This window comes from Streptomyces poriticola, assembly GCF_036689765.1.
GTDB lineage: Bacteria > Actinomycetota > Actinomycetes > Streptomycetales > Streptomycetaceae > Streptomyces > Streptomyces poriticola.
In genome coordinates, this window is the sequence record NZ_JBAGKH010000002.1 from 1 (window position 1) to 17,201 (window position 17,201).

Sequence of the window (17,201 nt, forward strand, 5' to 3'; positions counted from 1 at the left end):
CCGTCACCAGGAGGTGGAACAGTCCTGGAGGATCCTCGACCCGGTCGAGGAGTACTGGGCGGCACACGGCAGGCCCGCGCAGTACACCGCGGGCAGCTGGGGCCCGCGGGAAGCCAACGAGATGCTCGCACGAGACGGACGGAGCTGGCGCAGGCCATGAGGATCGACCTGAGCGACACCACGTCAAGCAAGATCAACAAGGCCCTGGTCCAGGGTCGCCGGGCCATCGGCACGCCCGCCGTGGGCATGGTCCTGACGATGGTGATCGTCACGGACGAGGAGAACGCCTACGACTCCGTCAAGGCGGCCGAGGAGGCCTCGCACGAGCATCCCTCGCGCACCCTCGTCGTCATCAAGCGGCACGCCCGCAACCCGCGGGAGCGCACCAGGTCCCGTCTCGACGCCGAGGTCCGGGTCGGCTCCGAGGCCGGGACCGGCGAGACGGTGGTGCTCCGCATGTACGGCGACGTGTCCGAGCACGCCGACTCGGTCGTCCTGCCGCTGCTGCTGCCGGACGCGCCGGTCGTGGTGTGGTGGCCGGTGGACGCGCCCGGCCATCCGGCGCGGGATCCGCTCGGCGCCCTGGCCCAGCGCCGGATCACCGACCTGTACGCCGTCGAGGACCCGCTGCGGACCCTGCAGACCCGGGTCCGGTCCTACGCGCCCGGCGACACCGACCTGGCCTGGACCCGGCTGACGCCGTGGCGCTCGATGCTGGCGGCGGCGCTGGACCAGGCCCGGATGCCGGTGATCTCGGCGGCGGTGGAGGCCGAGGCCGACAACCCGGCCGCCGAGCTGCTGGCGCGCTGGCTGCAGGCGCGCCTCGGTGTCCCGGTGGAGCAGGTGGTGACCGCCGGCCCGGTGGTCACCGGCGTGCGGCTCGGCACCGCGGCCGGCGAGATCGTCATCGACCGGCCCGAGGGCCCGCTGGCCACCCTGACCCTGCCCGACCAGCCCTCGCGCACCCTCGCGCTCAAGGTCCGCACCACCGCCGAACTCATCGCCGAGGAGCTCCGGCGGCTCGACGCGGACGAGATGTACGCCGTCGCCCTGCGCGGCGGCGAGGACACCGAGGAGACCGCCGTTCATGTCTGACTCCGGCCCCGGCTCCCCCGGCACCAGCGCAGCCACGGTGCAGGGCGCGATCTGCCACATCGGCTCCCTCGACCGGTGGGGCGTCGGGCTCGGCGAGGTCCTCGCCGGGCGCGCCGGACCCGCCCTGACCCGGGGCGCCGAGGTGCCCGGTCCCGACTCCTCCACGGCCGCCCAGGTGGCCGCGTACCGCGAACTGAAGGAAGTGAACTGACATGCAGATCGGTCTCATCGGCCTCGGCAAGATGGGCGGCAACATGCGCGAACGGCTGCGCAACGCCGGCCACGACGTCGTCGGGTACGACACCAACCCGGAGATCTCCGACGTACGCAACCTGGTCGAGCTCGCCGACCGGCTCGCCGCGCCGCGCGCGGTCTGGGTCATGGTCCCGGCCGGCGGCCCCACACAGGGCGTCATCGACCAGCTGGCGAGCGTGCTCAAGCCCGGCGACACCGTCGTCGACGGCGGCAACTCCCGCTGGACCGACGACGAGAAGCACGCCGAGGAGCTGGCCAAGCACGGCATCGGCTTCGTCGACGCGGGTGTCTCCGGCGGTGTGTGGGGACTGGAGCACGGCTATGCGCTGATGGTCGGCGGCGACGAGGAGCACGTCCACCGCCTCCGTCCGATCTTCGACGCGCTCAAGCCGGACGGGCCGTACGGCTATGTCCACGCGGGCAAGGTCGGAGCCGGGCACTTCGCCAAGATGGTCCACAACGGCATCGAGTACGCGATGCTGCAGGCGTACGCGGAGGGCTGGGAGCTCCTGGAGAAGGTCGACTCGGTGGACAACGTCCGCGAGATCTTCCGCTCCTGGCAGCAGGGCACCGTCATCCGCTCCTGGCTGCTGGATCTGGCGGTCGACGCCCTCGACGAGGACGAGCACCTGGAGAAGCTGCGCGGCTACGCGGAGGACTCCGGCGAGGGCCGCTGGACGGTGGAGGCGGCGATCGACAACGCCGTGCCGCTGCCCGCGATCACCGCGTCCCTGTTCGCCCGGTTCTCCTCCCGCCAGGACGACTCCCCGCAGATGAAGATGGTCGCCGCCCTGCGCAACCAGTTCGGCGGCCACGCCGTGGAGACCGCCGGGCAGTGACCGCGGGCGCGGCGGCCGCAACGCGTTGACGCCGAGGGCCGGTTCGGGTCAGAGTCCCCCTCTGATGGATACCGACGACCTGACACCGGCCGAGGCACGCGTACGGCGGGCCTTCCCCCGCGGCGAGGCCGTGGACTTCCGCACCACGGACGGCGAGGACCCCGCCGACGGCGCCGGCTGGGGCCCGGAGCGCACCGTCCGCGCCACCGTGCTGCAGTCGCTGCTGCTGACCGGCCCGCAGCGGGACGGCGAGACGGCCTCGCTCAGCCTCGCCGGCGCCCGTGTCACCGGGCCGCTCGAACTGCAGTACGCGACGGTCGACCACCCCGTGCGGCTGCGGCACTGCCACTTCGACGAAGCGCCGAGGCTGTACGCCGGCCGGCTGCGCGAACTCAACCTGAGCGAGTCCGTGCTGCCCGGTCTGATCGCGCACGCCCTCCGGGTGGACGGCGTACTGCGGCTGACCCGCGCCCGGTTCGACGGGATGGTGCGGCTCGGCGGGGCGGAGGTCACCGGAAGCCTCTACCTGGAGAGCACCCGGATCCACGCAGCGGAGGCGGAGGGACCGGTGCTGCAGCTGAACCAGGCCGTCCTCGGCGCCGACCTGTGGGCCCCCGGGCTGAGCACCCGAGGGCAGACCCGGCTCACCGGTGCCTCCGTCAGCGGCACCCTCAACCTCCGGGACGCCGTGCTGGACGCACCCGACTCGGTCGCCCTGGACGGACAGAACCTCGTCGTCGGCTCGGGCGTCTCGGCCCCCTGCCTGCGTGCCCGCGGCCGGCTCGACCTCCGCGGGGCCCGCATATCCGGCACCCTCGATCTGCTGCACGCGAGCCTCTCCCGGCCCGGCGGCACCGCACTGCGGGCGAGCAGCAGCGTCATCGGGGAGCTGTGGCTGCGCGGCGGCGACCGGATCGAGGGCGCCCTCAACCTGCGCCGCTCCCAGATCGACATCCTCACCCTCGCACCGCAGAAGCTGCCGGACGAGGTCTATCTCAGCGACCTCAGCTACACCGCCCTCGCCCCGCACGAGCCCGCCGAGAAACGGCTGCCGATGCTGGAGCGGGACGGCGACGGCTATGTGCCCTACGCCTACGAGCAGTTGGCGGCGGCCTACCGCCGGACCGGTGACGACGCCGCCGCCCGCCGGATCCAGCTCGCCAAGCAGCGCAGGCACCGCCGCACCCTGCCCTGGTACGGCAGGGCCTGGGGCCTGCTGCAGGACGCGGCCGTCGGCTACGGCTTCCGCCCGCTGCGGGCCGGGGGCTGGCTGCTGTCGCTGCTCGCGGTCGGCTCCGTGACGTACGGACTGCACCGTCCGCGTCCGCTCAAGCCCGCCGAGTCCCCCGACTTCCATCCGGTGTTCTACACCCTGGACCTGCTGCTGCCGGTGGTCTCCTTCGGCCAGGAGAACGCCTTCGCTCCCCGGGGCTGGTATCAGACGCTGTCCTACGTCCTGATCATCACCGGCTGGGTCCTGGCCACGACGGTGGTCGCGGGCGTCACCCGCAGCGTCAGCCGCCAGTGAGGCCCGGTGCGGGCGGACGCCGGTGTCCGCGGCGGGAGTATCGTGACCCGGTCATGTGCGGCGGGACCGGGAGGCGGACGGGGTGTGACGGGGGCGAGGACCGGGTGGATACGGGTGCCGGTCGGCGACGACGCGGCGCGGTGGGCGACGCGGGCGCGCACCCGGAAGGTGCTTCTCGTCGTCCACAACGTCACCGCGGCGACCCGGCTCCTCGACGTCCTTCCGCTCTTCCATGACGACCTCCGGGTCCAGGTGCTCGCCACCAGCCCGGGGTCGTCGGCGTTCCGGGCGGGCCTGACCGAGCTGCTGGCCGAGGTGGGGGTGCCGGTGCTGCCGTGGGAGCAGGCGGTGACGACTCCGGTCGCGTTGGCGGTGTCGGCGAGCCTCGGCGGTCAACTCCGGTCGATAGACGGCAAGTTGATCATCTTGTCACATGGTGTTGGATACACTAAGAGGCTGGCGGTGCCGGAAGCCGGAAGCCGGAAGCCGGAAGCCGGAAGCCGGAAGCCGGAAGCCCGCGCCCGTGTTCGGGATGTCGCCGGAGTGGCTGCTCGGTGCGGACGGGCGGCCGGTCGCGGATGCGCTGGTGCTGTCCCATCCCGAGCAGGACGAGCGGCTGCGCACGGTCTGCCCCGAGGCGGCGCCCACCGCGGTGCTCGCCGGGGATCCCTGCTGGGACCGCATCCTGGCGGCCCGCCCGTACCGCGACCGCTACCGCCGCGCCCTCGGCGTGGGCCACGGCCGGCGGCTGGTCCTCCTCAGCTCGACCTGGAACCCCGAGTCGCTCTTCGGCGACGGCGGCGATGACGTCCTGCCGTCCCTGCTGCCCCGGCTGACCTCGGAGTTCCCCGCAGACGAGTACCGGATCGCGGCCGTGGTGCACCCCAACGTCTGGCACGGCCACGGTCCCGGCCAGCTGCGCGCCTGGCTGGACCGGGCCCGCCGCTCCGGGCTGGCGCTGGTCGGCCCCCTGGACGGCTGGCGGCAGGCGCTGCTCGCCGCCGACGCCGTGATCGGCGACCACGGCGCGGTGACGTACTACGCCGCCGCGCTCGGCACACCGGTGCTGCTCGGCGCCGCTCCGCGGGCCGGCCTGGACCCCGAGGCGCCGGTGCACGCCTTCGTACGGGCCGGGCCCCGGCTGGCCCCCGCGAGGCCGCTGCGCCCACAGGTGGAGGCGCTCCTGGCCGGGCACCGACCGGCGGCCGACCCGGCCCGGTTCGTCAGCTCCGTGCCGGGCGAGTCGGCGATCCGGCTGCGCCGCCTCCTCTACGGCCTCATGGAACTTCCCGAGCCCGACACCGCCGCCCGGCTCGAACCGCTTCCGCTGCCGCCGTACGAGCCCGGCGCGGTGACGGTGCCGCTGACCGTGCTCACCCGGCTGGTGGGGCCGGGGGAGGTGGCCCTGGCCCGGTACGCGGGTCCGGGTGCGCCGGCGGACCCGGCCGGGGAGGCGCATCTGGCGGTGCACGAGGAGACCCGGGAGGCCGACCGGCTCGCGCTCGCCGACGTGGTGTTCCGGGACGGCGCCGCCGACGATCCGCGCCTCGGGCCGCCCGGACACTGGGCGGCGGAGGTGCTCGACCGGTATCCGCACTGCGCGCTCGCCGCCCGCGTCACCGGGCCGGGCACCTGCCTGGTCCGCACCCGCGGCGGGACGATGCTGCGCCTGACGGCCGCGCCGGAGACGGATCCGGCCGCGCACGCCTCGGCGCTGCACGCCTGGCTGGCGGCGGGCAGGGCGGCGGACGAGCTGTTCGAGCGCGGTCTGACGGTCCGTACGGGGCAGGTCGCGCACCTGGTGACGGTCAGTCCGGCCGGCTGACGCACCGCTCGCGCAGCGTCCGCAGCTGTGCCACGTGGTACGCGGCGTTCTCCCGGGCGAGCGCCGCCAGCGCCTCGTCGACCAGCGGCAGCGCGGCGTCCGCGGCACCGGCGTCGAGGTGCGTCCCGGCCAGGTCGGTGAGGGTGCGGGCGGTGTTGTAGGCCTCGCCTCGGTCCCGGAAGAAGGCGAGGGCGTGCTGCAGCCGGGTCACGGCCTCGGTCCGGTGACCGAGTCCCCGCAGTGCGCGACCGCGGTGGCGTTCCAGCAGGGCACGGGCGCGCGGCAGATCGGCGGCGCCGTCGTCGGCGGGGCCGACGGCGTCCAGGACCCGGCCGGCCTCCTCGAAGCAGGCGTACGCCTCGTCGAACCGCCACTGGCGCAGCCGCAGCAGGCCGAGGAACTCGACGGCGGAGGCGTGTCCGCGGGCGTGTCCGGCGGCCTGTTCGTCGCGGGCGGCGGCGCGCGCCGCGGTCTCGGCCTCGTCCCAGTGGCGCAGTTCGGTGAGGGTGTGGGCGAGCTGGGCGTGCAGCGCCCCGGCGGTGCGGGTGCCGGGAGCGTGCGTGGCGGCGGTGCGCGCACCGGCGCGCAGTGCGGGCAGCAGGACCTCGTGGTGGCCGGCCTTGAGCTGCAGCGGCCACAGCGCGCGGCAGAGCAGCAGGACGGTGTCCGGGTCGCCGAACTCCTCCGCGGCGTGCACCGCCTGGACGAGGTTGGGCGCCTCCGCCACGAGGGCGGCGACCGCCGCGCCCCGGTCGGGGAAGCTCACCGGCGTCTCCGCCGCCGGCACCCGCCAGCTCTCCGGGAGCGCGGCGCGGGCCGCGCCGACCGCGAGGTCCCGGTAGTGGGCGATGACACGGGTGACGGCGGCGGAGCAGGCGGCGATGCCGTCGGTGACGGCGGCGGTTCGGGCGGCGTGGGTGCGGACGGCGGGGCGGTAGTGGTGGCGGCCGCCGTCGGAGCGCTCGACGAGCAGCGCGTCGGCCAGCTCCGCCAGCTGTGCGGCAGCCTCGGACGTCTCGATGTCGGCGGCCCGCGCGGCGGCCACGGCGTCCAGGGCGGGCCAGGGGTGCACACCGGCCAGCCGGTAGAGCCGGGCCGCGCCGGCGCTGAGCCGGCGGCAGGAGTCGTCGGCTGCGGTGTGCACCGGGTCGCCGCCGGGCGTGTCGGCGCCCTCCGGGTGCGGGGGCGGCGGGTCGGTGAGGCGGGGCGCGGCGGCGCGCAGCGCGTACGGTGAGCCGCCGCAGCGTTCGAGGACGCCGGGGAGTGCGGCGCGGGCGGCGGCGACGGCGGGCTTCCCGGCCAGATCGGTGAGCAGCCGTACGGCGTCCCGGCGGGCGAGCGGTCCGACCGGGATGCGCAGGGCGTCGAGGCCGGGGAGCGGGTGCCGGGCGACGACGACGGTGAACACACCCGGCGCGGCGGTCAGCAGCGGCCGTACCTGCGCGGCCGACCGGGCGTGGTCGAGGACGAGCAGCAGCCGGCGGTCGGCGAGGCAGCGGCGCAGCGTTTCCGCCCGGTCCGCGGCGGCCGGGGGTATCTCCTCGTCGGGCACGCCGAGCCCGCGCAGCAGGGTGCCGGGGGCCGCCTCGGCGGCGAGTGTGCGCAGGTCGGCGTGGAGCTGGCCGTCGGGGAAGCGGGCGGCCTGCCGCCAGCCCCAGTGGACGGCGAGGGTGCTGGTGCCGATGCCTTCCGGGCCGTGCAGCAGCGCCAGCCGGGGGCGGCCCCGGTGAGCGCGGGTGGCCTCCTTGTCGAGGAGGCGCAGGGCCTGCTTGCGGTCGGTGAAGAACCGCGGTGCGTTGGGCAGGCAGGGGCGGTCGGGTCCCGTGGCGGGGCCGGAGGTGCGGATACCGCGCGCGAACTCGGCCCAGGCCCGGGCCAGCTGCGGGTCGCCCTGCACCCGGTCGTGCACCAGGCGGGCCACATCGTCCAGTCGACCCGGCGTGGTCGGCGCCGGCACCTCGCGGCCGGTGATGCGGCGGACCAGTCCGCCGGCCGACTCCCAGGCCCACCGGCCGGCCTCGTTCGCCATGCCCGACCCGACGGCTCCGAGCACCGCGCCGATGGCGCCCAGCGAGATCGGATCCAGCATCCCCGCACTCCCCCGTCCGTCCGTGGCTCCCGGTCCATCTGAAGCAGTGGATCAACCCTAGCCGGACCGGGTCGCGGTGACGGTGCGTCAGGCACCCGTTGCCCGGCCCTCGGCGGCGCACGGCCGTTCGGCGGAGGCCCGGAGGTCTGCCTCCGTGTGATCGGGGTATGCCGGAATCCACCCCCACCAGTGACCGAGCCCACCAGTGACCGAGCCCACCAGTGACGGCACTCACCGGTGACAACCCCACCAGCGACGGAGGAGAGCGGATGGCTGAACTGCGGCAGGAGGCCGGCCCGGCCGAGGCGGGGCTGGACCCGAAGATGCTGGACGAGCTCGACCGGCACTTCGCCGATCTCGTGGAGGCGGGCCGCCTGCCCGGTTTCCTGGTGGCGGTCGCACGCGGCGGGCGCGTCGCCCACCTCACCGTGCACGGCCTGCGGGACGTCGCGGCCGGGCTTCCGGTAGAGGCCGGGACGCTGTGGCGGATCTACTCGATGACCAAGCCGGTCACCTCCGTCGCCGCCCTGCTGCTGGTGGAGGAGGGCCGGCTGGCGCTGGACGACCCGGTCGCCCGGTATCTGCCCGCCTTCGCGGAGCCGCGGGTGTACACGGGGGGCCCGGCACCGGACGTCACCACCCGGCCGGCCGCCGGACCGGTCCTGGTCCGGCATCTGATGACCCACACCGCCGGTCTGACCTTCGGCTTCTACCGCACCCACCCCGTCGACGCCCTGTACCGCGCGGCCGGACTGGAGTCGTCGGTGCGGCCCGGCGCGGACCTCGCCGAGACCGTCGACCTCTACGCGAGCCTGCCGCTGCAGTTCGACCCGGGCACGCAGTGGAACTACTCGGTGGCCAGCAATGTCCTGGGCCGGCTGATCGAGGTGGTGAGCGGGCAGCCGCTGGACACCTACTGCGCCGAGCGGATCTTCGGGCCGCTCGGCATGGCGGACACCGGGTTCCAGGTCGGCGACGAGCAGGCCGGACGGCTCGCGGAGCTGTACGGGGAACGGGAGGACGGCGGCATCGAGCCGGTCCCCGGGCTGCCGCTGCGGGGCCGGCCGCGGTTCCTGTCCGGCAGCGGCGGTCTGGTGGCCTCCGCGTACGACGTGCACCGGTTCATGGAGCTGCTGCGCCGCCGCGGCGAACTCGACGGCACCCGGCTGCTCGCCCCCTCCACGGTGGACCTGATGACCCGCAACCACCTTCCCGGCGGTGCCGACCTGCGCAGCTTCGGCAGCCGTCCGGCGCACGACGAGCCCGGCAACGACGGTGTGGGCTTCGGTCTCGGGGTCTCCGTCGTCATCGACCCGGACCGCACCCCGGCACCCTCGGGGCCGGGGACCTACGGGTGGAGCGGGGTGGCGACGACGACGTTCTGGGTCGATCCGGGCCGCGATGTGACCGTGCAGTTCATGACCCAGGTGCGGCCCAGGTCCTCGCACACCGTCTTCCGGGACCTCCGTCGCCTGGTGCACGCGGCGGTCACGGACTGACCGGCGGGCCGGCCCCGGCGGGACGTTCACCGGGGCCGGCGGCTCACGACAGGTGCGCCACCGCGTCCAGGTGCGGCAGATGGTGGTCCATCCGCTCCCGCTTGGTGCGCAGATAGGTGATGTTGCTCTCGCACGGCGGGATCAGCAGCGGCACCTGCTCCGCGACCTGGATGCCGTGCCGCACCAGCGCCTCCCGCTTCGCCGGGTTGTTGGACATCAGCCGCACCGACCGGACTCCCAGATCGTCCAGGATGCGGGCGGCGACACCGTAGTCGCGGGCGTCGACCGGCAGGCCGAGGGCGAGATTGGCCTCCACCGTGTCCAGGCCCTCCGCCTGCAGCGCCATCGCCCGCAGCTTGCCGAGCAGGCCGATGCCGCGGCCCTCATGGCCCCGGAGGTAGACGACGACACCGGCCCCCTCGGCGGCCACGGCCCGCAGCGCGGAGGCCAGCTGGTCGCCGCACTCGCAGTGCTGGGATCCGAAGGCGTCCCCGGTCAGGCACTCCGAGTGCAGCCGGGTCAGCACACCCTCGGCTCCGATGTCGCCGTGCACGAGGGCGACTTGTTCGTCGCCGCGCTCGTGGTCGTAGTAGCCGACCGCCTGGAATTTCCCGTACACCGTGGGCAGCGGGGCATTCACGACGCGTTCCACGTCGGTGCGCTGCGGTGCCTTCTTGCCGAGTACGCCAAGTTTTTCTGTCATCATCTTCGAGTTCCTCAGGGGAGTTCCTGGTCGGTGGTTCATCGACTGCGACGAAAGGCCGAGCACTGATGAGTGGTTCAGAGATATCGGGCGTGATGCCGGCGGACACCACGGAGGATGTGCGCGGGCGGGGGGCGGAGCTCGCACGGCAGGTGGCGGTCCTTCCCGTCGGCAGCTACGAGCAGCACGGCCCGTACCTTCCGCTCGCCACCGACACCCTCGTCGCCTGTGCCGTCGCGCGGGAGATCGCCGCCGCGTACCCGGTGCATCTGCTGCCTCCGGTGACCGTCGCCTGCTCGCACGAGCATGCGGCCTGGCCGGGGACCGTCAGCATCTCCGCGCCGACCCTGCACGCGGTGGTGCGCGACATCGCGGACTCGCTGCGCCGCTCGGGCGTCGGGGCGCTGGTGGTGGTCAACGGCCACGGCGGGAACTACGTGCTCGGCAACGTGGTGCAGGAGGCGTCCGCGCGCGGTGAGCGGATGGCGCTCTTCCCGGCCGCGGAGGACTGGGAGGCGGCCCGGGTGCGGGCGGGCGTGGTCACCTCGATGCTGACCGACATGCACGCGGGGGAAATCGAGACCTCCGTTCTGCTGCACGCTCATCCGGAATTCCTTCGGCCGGGGTACGAGACCTCCGACTTCGTCGCCGACGACCGGCGTCATCTGCTCTCCCTCGGTATGTCCGGCTATACCGATTCCGGTGTCATCGGCCGTCCTTCGCTCGGTTCGGCGGTGAAGGGGAAGGAACTTCTGGCGGGCCTCGCGGAATCCTTCGGTGCGTGTTTCGCACTGCTGACGGAGGACGGCGGCGGTACCGTGCCGGGTCGCGAGGGGCGCGGGTAGGCACCGCGGGGTACGTGCCGCGGCTCCGGAACTGGTGCGGTACCGGGGCCGGGACCGGGTGCGGCGCCGGAACCCGGGCCGGGCTCGGCACGTCGTCCGGATCCGGCCCGGCCGCCCGCGGCTCGGCCCTCGGACCGTCCCCCGGCGCGACGGGCGGTCCGGCGGGCGACGAGGACGACTGCGCCCGGCAGGCTGGCCGCGAGACAGAGCACCCCGTACACCACCGCCACCGCGAGCCCGTCGGCCGCGCCCAGTCCGGCCGCGCCGAACGCCCAGGCGGTGACGCCCTCGCGGGGCCCCCATCCGCCGACGTTGAGCGGCAGCCCCATCGCGAGCAGCGCGAGCACCCCGAGCGGCAGCAGCACGGCGACGGGCGCGGTGGTCCCGGCGACCCGGGCGGCGAGCACGAACATCGCCAGATGTCCGGCGAGGACGACGAGGGAGGAGCCGGCCACCCCCGGCCAGTTCCGCCGGGACAGCAGTCCCTCGCGGGCCTCGGCGAGCGTCGCGCCGAGGGCTCCGCGGCGCCGTCCCGGCGCCCGGTTCATCCGCAGCGCGGTGACGACCGCGAGCGCGCCGACCAGGGCCGCCGCCGCGAGCGGGGCGGCCTGCCGGGCGCCGGCCAGCACCGGCGACTCCATCGTCAGCAGCACCACCGCCCCCACGCCGATCAGCGCGAGCTGCCCGGCGACCCGCTCCAGGACGACCGCCTTCACTCCGCGGCCCAGATCGCCGCTGCCGTGCCCGTGCCGTACCGCGCGGTGCACATCGCCGAGGACACCGCCGGGCAGCGCGGCGTTCAGGAACAGCGCACGGTAGTAGTCGGCCACGGCCGGCCCGAGCGGCACCCGCAGGCGCAGACCGCGCGCCACCAGGGCCCACCGCCAGGCGCTGAACACCGTGGTGACCAGGCCGATGCCGAGCGCCCCGAGCAGCGCAGCCGCGTCGATCCGGCGCAGGCCGTCCAGCAGGGCACCGGTGCCCAGCCGCCACAGCAGCACGGCGAGGACGGCACTGCCGACGAGGGTGCCGACATGGGCGCGGACGGACCGTGCCGGTGACTTCGTCCGTGGCGCCCGTGGTGCGGACGGGGTCCGCGGCTCGGACCGGGTCGGCACCGCCGACCGCGTCCGTGGCATCCGTGGCGGTGGTACGGACGCCCCTGGGGGCGTGGCCGGCCGCGGCAGTGGTGCCGTCCGCGCCGGTACGGTGTGTGCGCTCACGAGGCCCCGCCGTTCGGCCGGCACAGTGCCAGCAGGTCGTGATGGTGCACGACGACCCGCAACTCCCCGGCCGCGCAGGCCGCGAGGCGCTCCGTCAGATACCTGTCGGCACGCTCGCGCAGCTCCGGCCGCTGTTCGACCGCCGCGCCGACCCAGCCGCGCAGCCACTGAGCGGTGAGCGCGGCGTCCGCGGGACCGAGCAGCCAGGGGCTCGGGTGCAGCCGTACCGTCGCGCCGTGCGCGGTGAACGCGTCCGCCGCCACCGTGGCAGCGTCCGGGCCGAGCAGGCCGTCGCGCCGCTGGTGGTCGTTGAACGCCTCGGTCAGCTCGGCGTCCAGCGGATGCGCGGGGGTGAGGTCGACACGTCCGGCGACGGAGAGGGTCAGCAGCGCGGGGCAGCCCGCTCCGGCGCAGGCCGCGGCGAGTGCGCCGGCCTCCTCTGCGGTGAGCACGTCGAGCAGCGCGGATGCGGTGACCAGGGAGGCGCCCTCCAGGGCGTCCGGGGTGAGCCGGGCTATGTCGCCGCGCCGGGTCTCCACGGTGATCCGGCTGCCGTCGGCGGCGGAGTGCGGGGCGCCGGCCGCGGCGAAGTGCAGGAGGTACGGGTCGCGGTCGTACAGGATCCAGTGCTGGGCGCCGTCGAGCAGCGGGGCCAGCCAGCGGCCCATCGAACCGGTGCCGCAGCCCACGTCGTGCACGACCATGCCGTCCGGCCGGGCGAGCGGCTCGGCGAGCCGGACGCGCAGCGGATCGAGCAGTTCGTGCGCCCGTGCGGCGGCGTCGGCCCCCTCCCGCAGCCGCAGCCACTCGGGCGCGTAGCGGGGCGGGTCGTCGGGGCCGTTCTCCCGCAGCCGGACCGTGGCCCGGTCCGCACCGCCCTCGGCGCAGGGCCCTTCGTCGGGCCGGCCGGAGGACCGCTCACCGGGCCGGCCGACGGGTCCGGCGCCCGGGATCACGCCGTGCGCGGAAGCACCCCCGTCCGACGCGGAAGCCGACCCACCGGACCCGGAGGCAAGTACTGCGGGCCCGGACACCGACCCACCAGGCACGGACGCCCCGGACGCGGACTCAGCCACGCCCGACGCGGAAGCCGACCCACCGGACCCGGACCCGACCGCCCCGGACGCCGAACCAACGGCGGCAGACCCGGACCCCGAACCACCGGACCCCGAACCACCGGACCCCGAACCACCGGACCCCGAACCACCGGACGCCGAACCACCGGTCCCGGACCCGGCTACCGCGGGCCCACCGGGCACGGACGCCCCGGCCACGGACGCGACGGCGCACGACTCGCCGGACCCGGCCCCGGACTCCGCCACCCCGGACACCGTCCCGCCGATCCCGGAGCCGGTTGCTGCGGGCGCAGACGCGGGTGCCATGACCGGGGGCGCGGGTGCGCTCGGTGCGGCCGGCGTGGACGGGCTCGTCCTGGACGCGGACGCATGCGCGTCCTCGGGGTGCGGCCGGGGCGGGGTCCCGTCGTTCGGCCTCGTTGCCGTCCTCCTCATGCCGCCCTCCGCGGTTCGTTCGGCAGCCGGTGCAGTACGCCGGCCAGACTCTGTGCCGTCGACGCCCAGCCCTTCAGGGCAGCGCGCCGGCTCCGGGCGGCGGCCTTCAGCCGGCGCCGTACGTCCGCCTCGCCGAACCAGCCGCGCAGTTCGGCGGCGAGCGCGGCGGGGTCCTCCGGCGGTACGAGGATGCCGGGCACCCCGCCGTCGGGCGCGCGCCCCACCGCCTCCGGCAGGCCGCCGACGTCGGTGGCCAGCACCGGAACGCCGCGCGCGAGGGCCTCGGTGACTGCCATGCCGTAGGTCTCGGCGTAGGAGGTGAGGACCATGAGGTCGGCGGAGGCGTAGGCGGCGTCGAGGTCGGCGCCCGCCTTGGGACCCGCGAGCTCCAGCCGGTCGTCGAGGCCGTGGGCCCGGATCCGCGCCCGCAACCGGTCGACGTACCCGGGGTCCTGGCCCAGCCCCCCGACGCACACGCAGCTCCACGGCAGGTCGGTCACCTCGGCCAGCGCCTCCACCAGCCGGTGCTGGCCCTTGCGGGGTGTCACCGCGGCGACGCACAGCAGCCGGGAGACACCGTCGGTGCCGGGAGCGAGCGGCGCGATGTCGGCGCCCGGCGCGGCGACGTGCACGCGTCCGGGGTCGAGACCGTGATGGGAGACGAGGCGGCGCACGGCCCAGTCGCTGGTGGCGACGACGGCGGGGACCGCCCGGAGCACCGTGCGTTCCCGGGAGTCCAGGTCGGCGGCGACCGCCGGATCCAGGCCGGTCTCGTCGCCCAGCGGCAGATGGACCAGGACGGTCATACGCAGCCGTTCCGCCTCCGGGACGACGATCTCGGGCACGCCGCAGGCGACCAGGCCGTCCAGCAGGACGACGGCGCCGTCCGGCAGCCGGCGCAGCGCGTGCGCCAGTTCCGCGCGGGCGGCCTCGTCCGGGCACGGCCAGGCGCCGGGCACGACGGTCTGGCGCACCCGCCAGCCGAAGCCGGGCAGATCCAGGCAGACCCGGCGGTCGTAGGCGTTGCCGCCGCTGGGTGCCGCCGGGTCGTCGACGCCGCCGGGCAGGACGAAGTGCACGGAGCGCAGGGACATGGGAATGATCTCGCCGTTCTTGGGGACGGACGCCTGGGACGGCACGTAGGCGAGGCGGGGCCGGTCGCCGGGCGCCGGGCGGGCTTCGACAGCGGCTTCGGTGGTGGCGCGGGTCGTGGTGCCGGTCGTGGCGGCGCCGGTCGTGGTGCCGGTGGTGTCGGTCACAGGCCACGCTCGTAACTCGCCCAGGCGACGTGTGACTCGTGCAGGGTGACGGTGAGCCCGGCCAGGCCCTTGGCGCCCTCGCCGAGCGCGCCCTTGTGGATGCGCTCGGCGAGCCGGTCGGCAACGGCCTTGGCGAGGTACTCGGTGGAGGTGTTGACGCCGGCGAAGTCGGGCTCGTTGTCTAGGTTGCGGTAGTTCAGCTCGCTGACCACGGCGCCCAGTTCCTGCGTGGCCAGACCGATGTCGACGACGATGTTGTCGTCGTCCAGCTGTTCCCGCCGGAACGTGGCGTCCACCAGGAACGTCGCTCCGTGCAGGCGCTGCGCGGGGCCGAAGACCTCGCCGCGGAAGCTGTGGGCGATCATGATGTGATCGCGGACGGTGATGCTGAACAACGGACGACCCTCCAGGTGTGGCACGTCTGATCCCCCGCTGATCGCTGCGCGGGATGCCGTGTAGTACGGCTTGTCGCCTTCCCGTGTTCAGCCTCTCTCTCCCCTTTTCGACAGGTCAGGCGTACCGGATCCGGTGGCAGAGCGCGGGGATCTCGCCGGAGGCGAGCCTCGGCATGAGGTCCGGCAGTTCCTCGAAGGCCGACTCGCCGGTGACGAGCGCGTCCAGGGCGGGGTCGGCGAGCAGGTCCAGGGCGAGGGCGAGCCGGTCGGCGTAGCTGCGTCCGGCGGCCCGGGGGGAGACGGTACCGACCTGGCTGCTGCGCAGGGTCAGCCGGCGGGAGTGGAACGCCTCGCCGAGCGGGACGGCGACTCCCCGGGCCCCGTACCAGCTCAGTTCGACGACCGTGCCCTCGTGGCGCAGCAGCTCCAGGGAGCGGGCGAGGCCCTGCTCGGTGGCGCTGGCGTGCACGACGAGATCGCGGTCGCCGAGGGCGTCCTGAGGGGAGGCGAAGCCGACGCCGAGTGCCTCCGCCACCTCGGCCCGGCGCGGGTCGGCGTCGACCAGCTGGACGCGGACGCCGGGGAACCGGGCCAGCAGGGCGGCCACCGAGCAGCCGACCATGCCGCCCCCGACGACCGCGATCCGGTCGCCGGCCAGGGGCGCCGCGTCCCACAGGGCGTTGACGGCGGTCTCCACGGTACCGGCGAGCACGGCGCGGGCGGCGGGCACGGAGTCCGGCACCTCGGTCACGGCGGCGGCCGGGACGACGTACCGGGTCTGGTGCGGGTAGAGGCAGAAGACGGTGCGGCCGGCCAGTCGGGCCGGGCCCTCTTCCACCACCCCGACGTTGAGGTAGCCGTACTTCACCGGTCCGGGGAAGTCGCCCTCCTGGAACGGCGCGCGCATCGCCGCGTACTGGTTCTCGGGCACCCGGCCGCCGAAGACGAGGGTCTCCGTGCCCCGGCTGACACCGGTGTAGAGGGTGCGCACGACCACGTCGTCCTCGCCCGGCTCCGGCAGGTCCACCTGCCGGAGCCCCGCTCGTCCGGGCGAGTCGAGCCAGAAGGCTGCGGCGGTGCGCTTCATGGGAATCCTCCTGAACGATCGGAAAGCTGCCTGCGTACCGAGGGGTGCACAGGCCGCGCACAAGGTAGCGGCGTTGATCGACTCTGTCACTCGGCCGGAGGATGTTCGGTGGCCCTGAACAACAGTTACGTCGCGAGTCCCGTACAGCAGGAGACCGCCGTGGGCGCGGCCGCGCAGGTGCTCCTGCTGGTGCTGCTCGGCACGGCGGCCGGGATGGGCCCGGCAGGCTGGCTGACCGGCCTGGTGTTCGCGTTCGCCACCTGGGCGGTGCTCTCCCGCGCCCTGCACCGCACCCGTCCGCGCAGCTTCGGCCCGGCCAACCGGGTCACCCTGGGCCGGGCCGTCCTGGTCGGCGGGGTGACGGCGCTGGTCGCGGACTCGTTCTGGAGCACGCCGCCGGTGTCGCTGTTCGTCGGCATGACGGCGGTGGCCCTCGTCCTGGACGGCGTCGACGGCAAGGTGGCCCGCCGCACAGGCACATCCACGCAGCTGGGGGCGCGCTTCGACATGGAGGTCGACGCGTTCCTGATCCTGGTGCTCAGCGTGTACGTGGCGATGGAGCTGGGCCCTTGGGTGCTGCTGATCGGCCTCATGCGCTACGTCTTCGTCGCCGCGGCCCGGGTGTGGCCGTGGCTGACGGCTCCGCTGCCGCCGAGCACGGCCCGCAAGACGGTGGCCGCGCTCCAGGGGGTGCTGCTGCTGGTGGCCGGCGCGGGGCTGCTGCCGCGCGCCGTCAACGCGGGGGTGGCGCTGGTGGCGCTGGGGCTGCTGGTGTGGTCCTTCGGGCGGGATGTGCGCTGGCTGTGGCGGACCTCGCGGGCGGCCGGGGCAGCCGCGGAGCCGGCTCCCGTGCCGCCGGTGCTGGAGCCGGCCGCCCGCTGACGCGGTCGAACCCGGCCGGCTTCCGGGGACGGTCGCCGCAACCATCACGGCCTACCGCGAACGGCACGCCGTCGAACCGGTCGCCACCGAACGCAGCCGGGCCGAGGTCCACACCGGGATGCGGGCCCTGCGCCAGGTCGCCGCTGCCCGCGGACTGCCTACCGTG

The 17,201-nt window shown here is 74.9% G+C and carries 13 protein-coding genes and 3 pseudogenes; 9 read left to right on the forward strand and 7 right to left on the reverse strand.

The features are described from left to right. The 6 genes and pseudogenes from V5O46_RS02725 to V5O46_RS02750 form a co-directional block, all read left to right on the forward strand. A pseudogene (locus V5O46_RS02725) lies at window positions 1–160 on the forward strand (glucose-6-phosphate dehydrogenase); the annotation flags it as partial. Further along, window positions 157–1,095 carry a glucose-6-phosphate dehydrogenase assembly protein OpcA gene (gene opcA / locus V5O46_RS02730; RefSeq protein WP_332882760.1) on the forward strand — a complete coding sequence of 313 codons (939 nt, stop codon included), beginning with the start codon at window positions 157–159 and terminating at the stop codon, window positions 1,093–1,095. The pseudogene V5O46_RS02725 and the gene opcA, both read left to right, overlap by 4 nt. Before the next feature lie 37 nt (window positions 1,096–1,132). Beyond that, a pseudogene (locus tag V5O46_RS02735) lies at window positions 1,133–1,306 on the forward strand (glucose-6-phosphate isomerase); the annotation flags it as partial. 1 nt (window position 1,307) lies between these two features. Further along, window positions 1,308–2,189: a phosphogluconate dehydrogenase (NAD(+)-dependent, decarboxylating) gene (gene gnd, locus V5O46_RS02740; protein ID WP_332882761.1), complete on the forward strand. Its 882-nt coding sequence runs from the start codon at window positions 1,308–1,310 to the stop codon at window positions 2,187–2,189. 64 nt (window positions 2,190–2,253) lie between these two features. Further along, the gene (locus tag V5O46_RS02745) at window positions 2,254–3,717 is read left to right on the forward strand and encodes a membrane-associated oxidoreductase (RefSeq protein WP_332882762.1); all 1,464 of its coding nucleotides are present in this window, start codon (window positions 2,254–2,256) and stop codon (window positions 3,715–3,717) included. A gap of 532 nt (window positions 3,718–4,249) precedes the next feature. Then, window positions 4,250–5,542 (forward strand): hypothetical protein, encoded by a 1,293-nt coding sequence (locus tag V5O46_RS02750; protein WP_332883185.1) that lies wholly within the window; start codon window positions 4,250–4,252, stop codon window positions 5,540–5,542. On the opposite strand, the gene V5O46_RS02755 is transcribed toward V5O46_RS02750, so the two are convergent. Further along, a complete protein-coding gene (locus tag V5O46_RS02755; RefSeq protein WP_332882763.1) occupies window positions 5,526–7,631 on the reverse strand; it encodes a tetratricopeptide repeat protein in 2,106 nt (701 codons plus the stop codon). The genes V5O46_RS02750 and V5O46_RS02755 overlap by 17 nt on opposite strands. Before the next feature lie 269 nt (window positions 7,632–7,900). Here V5O46_RS02755 and V5O46_RS02760 point away from each other — a divergent pair, with 269 nt between their 5' ends. After that, window positions 7,901–9,130 (forward strand): serine hydrolase domain-containing protein, encoded by a 1,230-nt coding sequence (locus tag V5O46_RS02760; RefSeq protein WP_332882764.1) that lies wholly within the window; start codon window positions 7,901–7,903, stop codon window positions 9,128–9,130. A 43-nt stretch (window positions 9,131–9,173) separates the two neighbouring features. Here the strand turns inward: V5O46_RS02760 and ribA are convergent, their stop codons facing one another. Continuing rightward, window positions 9,174–9,833, reverse strand: a complete 660-nt coding sequence (ribA, locus tag V5O46_RS02765; RefSeq protein WP_332882765.1) for a GTP cyclohydrolase II — start codon at window positions 9,831–9,833, stop codon at window positions 9,174–9,176. A 68-nt stretch (window positions 9,834–9,901) separates the two neighbouring features. On the opposite strand from ribA, the gene V5O46_RS02770 reads away from it, so the two are divergent. Continuing rightward, the gene (locus V5O46_RS02770) at window positions 9,902–10,678 is read left to right on the forward strand and encodes a creatininase family protein (RefSeq protein WP_332882766.1); all 777 of its coding nucleotides are present in this window, start codon (window positions 9,902–9,904) and stop codon (window positions 10,676–10,678) included. 212 nt (window positions 10,679–10,890) lie between these two features. Here V5O46_RS02770 and V5O46_RS02775 read toward each other — a convergent pair. The 5 genes and pseudogenes from V5O46_RS02775 to V5O46_RS02795 form a co-directional block, all read right to left on the reverse strand. Further along, window positions 10,891–11,817, reverse strand: a pseudogene (locus tag V5O46_RS02775) (lysylphosphatidylglycerol synthase transmembrane domain-containing protein); the annotation flags it as partial. A gap of 80 nt (window positions 11,818–11,897) precedes the next feature. Beyond that, window positions 11,898–12,857 (reverse strand): SAM-dependent methyltransferase, encoded by a 960-nt coding sequence (locus V5O46_RS02780; RefSeq protein WP_332882767.1) that lies wholly within the window; start codon window positions 12,855–12,857, stop codon window positions 11,898–11,900. A 551-nt stretch (window positions 12,858–13,408) separates the two neighbouring features. Next, window positions 13,409–14,551 carry a glycosyltransferase family 4 protein gene (locus V5O46_RS02785; protein ID WP_332883186.1) on the reverse strand — a complete coding sequence of 381 codons (1,143 nt, stop codon included), beginning with the start codon at window positions 14,549–14,551 and terminating at the stop codon, window positions 13,409–13,411. Window positions 14,552–14,667: 116 nt separating this feature from the next. Continuing rightward, complete coding sequence (locus V5O46_RS02790) at window positions 14,668–15,066, reverse strand: 6-pyruvoyl trahydropterin synthase family protein (RefSeq protein WP_332882768.1); 399 nt, start codon at window positions 15,064–15,066, stop codon at window positions 14,668–14,670. Window positions 15,067–15,181: 115 nt separating this feature from the next. After that, window positions 15,182–16,153, reverse strand: coding sequence for a zinc-dependent alcohol dehydrogenase (locus tag V5O46_RS02795; protein WP_332882769.1), 972 nt, complete (start codon window positions 16,151–16,153; stop codon window positions 15,182–15,184). Between the two features lie 108 nt (window positions 16,154–16,261). Between V5O46_RS02795 and V5O46_RS02800 the strand changes: the two genes are divergently transcribed. Continuing rightward, entirely contained in the window at window positions 16,262–17,035 is a 774-nt protein-coding gene (locus V5O46_RS02800) for a CDP-alcohol phosphatidyltransferase family protein (protein WP_332882770.1), read from the forward strand. The last annotated feature ends 166 nt before the right edge of the window (window positions 17,036–17,201 follow it).